We start from the raw sequence: 2,121 nt of genomic DNA on the forward strand, positions 1-2,121 counted from the left end.
GTCTTCCAGCAGCGGCTGGAAGCGCTGGCCCGCGGCGGTGAGCGCGGCCGGGTGCGCGCTGCGGTCGAACAGCTCGGCCCGGTGGGCGGGCGGCAGGTACCAGTCGCGGGCCTGCCAGCCCATCGGCGTCGGGTCGAGCGCGGGCAGCAGCGCCGCCCACGGCTCCGGCTCGGCGACCTCGTCCAGGTCGCCCGCCAGCACGTAGCCGATGCCCTCGTCCAGCTCGACCGCGACCGCGCCGGCCGCGGGCAGGGCTCTGCGCACCTCCGACAGCGTCCAGCCGGTCCACCACTTGATGTCGGCCTCCGTGCCCGGCCCGAACGCGGCCAGCCACCGGCGCACCAGCTCCGCCTGCGCGTCGGGCACCGCCGGCTCGGCGCGCTCCGGCGCCAGGCCCCAGCGGTGCTGGCCGTTGATCCACGTACCGGACGCGCGGCCGCACCGCACCAGCACGCCGTCCATCGCCATCAGCGCCAGCAGTCGCGACCCGACGCTCACCATCGCCTCGTACGGCTTGCCCGCGGCCACCTTGACCTGCTCGCGCAGCCGCGGCTCCAGCGCGCCCAGCTCGCCCGCCGTCGCCTCGCCCGCCTCGGCCAGCAGCCGCAGCACGGACGCCTCGACGTCCTTGAGCCGGGCCTCGTCCCAGCCGCCCTCCCCGAACGTCTTCAGCAGCGACCTCCGCTCCCTGCGGGCGATCGCCAGCGTCGAGGAGTGGTGGACGACCGGCACCAGCTCGGCCGGGACCACGAACACCGTGCGGCGCATGCCGGTCATCCGCACCAGCGTGCGGTCGGCGTACAGGGCCCGCTCGACCGGCTCAGGGCCGGGGGCGGTCAGTCGCGCGCCCGCCGACAGGAACACGGTCGCCGGGTCGGTGCCGTGCAGCGCCACCACGGACGCCGCCGCCTCCTCCGGAGTGGCCGCCTTGGCCGCCAGCCGGTGCCTTGAGCCCAGCCTCGCCTGCCGCTGACGCGTAGAAATCCGCACGAACGCCCCCTTCTCCGGAATGAGCGTAACTGGAGGATCACACACCTGGCGACGCGTTGAGCGGCCTCCGGTTGATGGGCACGTGCATAGGTTTGCGCGCGGCCGTGTTGTTTCACTGGAGGCCACCCCCCGGACTCTGGAGCGGCCCATGGCAAGCGAGGTGCTGCCCATCATGCGGGGGTGCACGGCAGATCCCCATGCTGGGCGCTGTGGGCGCGGCCATCCCGCGGCCGGTGCTCTGCGGGGGCGGGCTGAGCGGCTCGGCTCCGGTGCGGGATGTGATGATGAGTCACGCCTTCCTGCCCGCTCGCACCGGGCAGGAAGACGTGTCCGGCCATTGTTCATCATCGTGTGGGAGTTCGTAGTGGTTCAGCATGTTCTGGTGGCCCCCGACAAGTTCAAGGGGTCGCTGACGGCGGCCGAGGTGGCCGGGCGGGTGTCGGCGGGGCTCGGCGTGCCGACGGTGGAGCTGCCGGTCGCCGACGGCGGTGACGGCACCGTCGACGCCGCCGTGGCCTGCGGCTTCAGCCGGATCTCTGCCCAGGTCACCGGGCCGACGGGTGAGCGGATCCCGGCCTCGTACGCGTGGCATCCCGCGGACGGCACGGCGGTGGTGGAGCTGTCGGAGGCGTCCGGGCTGCGCCGCCTGCCCGGCGAGCGCGAGCCGCTGACCGCCACCAGTTACGGCACGGGCGAGCTGATCGCCGACGCTGTGCGGCGCGGGGCCAAGCGGGTCGTGCTCGGCCTGGGCGGCAGCGCGTGCACCGATGGGGGGGCGGGGATGGCGCAGGCCCTCGGCGCGCGGCTGCTGGACGCCGACGGCAACGAGCTTCCTCGCGGCGGCGCCGCGCTGATGGCCTTGGACCGGATTGAGATCTCGGGATTTACGGATATTTCGGGCGTTGAGTTCGTGGTGGCGAGCGACGTGGACAACCCGCTGCTCGGCCCGCACGGCGCCGCCGCCGTCTACGGGCCCCAGAAGGGCGCCACCCCGGAGGACGTCAGGACGCTGGAAGCGGCGCTGTCCCGCCTGGCGGCGGTGGCGACGCGGACGCACGGCTTGCTGGGCGCGGTCGAGCACGATGACACGCCGCGGCCGATGGGTGTCGCGGGGGCGCCGGGGGCGGGGGC

Annotated in this window: 2 protein-coding genes; one reads left to right on the top strand and one right to left on the bottom strand. The window is 74.4% G+C overall.

Annotation, left to right across the window (positions count from 1 at the left end; translation table 11 throughout):
* Positions 1 to 990 (bottom strand): winged helix DNA-binding domain-containing protein (locus EJK15_RS68995; RefSeq protein WP_240778147.1); only part of this gene is annotated, 990 nt, incomplete at its 3' end.
* A gap of 364 nt (positions 991 to 1,354) precedes the next feature.
* Between EJK15_RS68995 and EJK15_RS69000 the strand changes: the two genes are divergently transcribed.
* The coding region (locus EJK15_RS69000) for a glycerate kinase (protein ID WP_240778148.1) at positions 1,355 to 2,121 on the top strand (767 nt) is incomplete at its 3' end.

Origin of the sequence: Nonomuraea basaltis, from assembly GCF_005893125.1 — a bacterium.
Lineage (GTDB): Bacteria > Actinomycetota > Actinomycetes > Streptosporangiales > Streptosporangiaceae > Nonomuraea > Nonomuraea basaltis.